Here is a 1,975-nt window from a genome sequence, read left to right on the forward strand (position 1 = left end):
GGGCCTGGATCCGGAGCAGTTGGCCCGCCGTTCCGTTCCGCCGTCGACGATGTCGCTGCTCGGCCTGATCCGACACCTCGCCGAGGTGGAACGGGACTGGATCACCTGGATCACCGGTGAACCGCTGCCGAAGGTGTACGGCAGACGGGACGCGGACTTCGACGAGACCGTCGCCGACCAGGCGGCCGTCGACGCNNTCGAGGAGTACGCCCGCCACTGCGGGCACGCCGACCTGCTGCGCGAGTGCGTCGACGGAAGGGTCGGCCAGTAGCGGGAGCGGAGCGCCCCTCGTCCGGGGACGGGGCACGGCGCACACCGGCGGGGGTGCGCCGTGACCCGTCCCCGTTCCGCAGGCCGGAACGGAGTGGTCATCGGGCCACGAGGACGCGCGCCAGGGCGTCGACGGCGGCCGGATGGGTCGCGAGGAGCGCCACGCCCGGGCCCGTCGGCGCCGAGACGTCCGGCGTGGTCCAGCCCTCCGCGCGGCCCAGGAGCTCCGCGAGCGCGTCGCAGGTCGCCGGGTGGGCGGGGAGGAGCGCCGCTCCCCGAGGGGCGGTGGCCGCCGGGAGCGCGCGTGGGGCGGCCGGCTGTCCGTGCCACGGCGGGACCCAGGTGTCCAGGGCCGCGAGCCTGGCCGGGAAGATCCGTCCCGCCTCGCGGATGAGCAGCGGGGCCAGTTCCGCGGCGTTCGAGCGGAGGGTCGTGATGAGGACCGGCAGCCACGGCAGCAGGACGGCGTCCGGCAGGCGTCCGAAGGCGTTCGACACCGCTTCCACCACCACGTCCGCGAGGCCCGGCACCGGCTCCAGGGCGTGTACGAAGCCGCTGAGGTAGCGCGGGTACGAGGGCACGACCAGGGGGTTGGCGAGGAGTTCGTCGCAGCGGGCCCGCAACTCGCCCCGGGAGAGCGTGCCCAGTTGTACCTGCGCCGCCCACAGCAGGGCCGTCTTCGCCGGGTCCTCGGGGTGCGCCTGGGCGACCGCCAGCTCCAGCTGTGTCCTGTCGCAGCCCAGGGAGAGCGCCAGGCCCTCCATGCTGAACAGGAAGCCCAGCATCGCCGCGACCTGCCCCACCGTCGCGTCCTCGTCGCGGAACGCCGTCGGCAGCAGCGTGCAGTAGTGCGCGTATCCGGTCCGCACGAAGGACTCGATCCACGGCGGAAGGACCGGCTCGCCGGTGCGGTAGTACGCGAGGAGTCCGCGCACCCGGCGCAGCACCTCCGGCGCCCCGTCGACCGTGCGCTCCCCCGCCAGGACGTCGAGGGCGCGGGCGCCGAGCTCCTCGGCGAGACGCCGGCCGCCCAGGTACAGCGTGGCGTCCTCGACGGCCGCGAGGACCTCGGCGGTGGTCGCCTGCGGCCCGTACGCGGTGCGGCGCAGGCGCTGTTCCAGGACCTGTTCGAGGCTCACGCCCTCGTAGCCGAGCTCGATGAGCGCCCGCTGGTGGGTGCCGAGGGCGAGGTCCCAGGACTCCTGGATCGACCGCTCGCCGAGCCGCCGCTCCCCCATGACGGGCCGTGCGGCGCCGCCCGGCATCAGGCGGCGCAGCATCCACAGGACGTCCGAGCAGGCCCGCAGTTCCGGCCGGGAGGTCATGTCGAGCAGGGCCCGGCGCACCCCGCGCTGCTGGAGGTTCAGCTCCAGGGGTGCCAGGCGGTCGTGGACGTCGCGGGCGAGCGGCGGCAGTGCCTCGTAGCCGACCTGGCCGATCCGGTCGCCGCCCATCATGATCTCGACGAGACGGCGCACGTCCCGGCGCCCGGGCACGCCGTCCTTCTCGATGCAGGTGACCGCGGCGTCCTGGAAGTCGTACGGGGTGGGCTTGGCCCGGTCCCGCATCCCGGCGAGCAGGATCGACGTCTCGAAGACGGCGATCGCGTCGGCGGTGGAGGCCTGGTAACCGTTGCGTCGGGCGGCGCGGACGATGTCCACGGACCAGCCGAGCAGTTCGGTCTCGTCCAGGGTGTCGAGGACCG

General features: G+C 74.4%; 2 protein-coding genes. One reads left to right on the plus strand and one right to left on the minus strand.

Annotation, left to right across the window (positions count from 1 at the left end; translation table 11 throughout):
* Nucleotides 1–271: DUF664 domain-containing protein (locus tag CCN56_RS33680; RefSeq protein ID WP_143664707.1), on the plus strand; the 271-nt coding region annotated here is incomplete at its 5' end.
* A 97-nt stretch (nt 272–368) separates the two neighbouring features.
* On the opposite strand, the gene CCN56_RS33685 is transcribed toward CCN56_RS33680, so the two are convergent.
* Nucleotides 369–1,975: DUF5682 family protein (locus CCN56_RS33685; protein ID WP_256962319.1), on the minus strand; the 1,607-nt coding region annotated here is incomplete at its 5' end.

The organism is Streptomyces sp. NRRL B-24572, assembly GCF_002156145.1.
Taxonomy (GTDB): domain Bacteria; phylum Actinomycetota; class Actinomycetes; order Streptomycetales; family Streptomycetaceae; genus Streptomyces; species Streptomyces vietnamensis.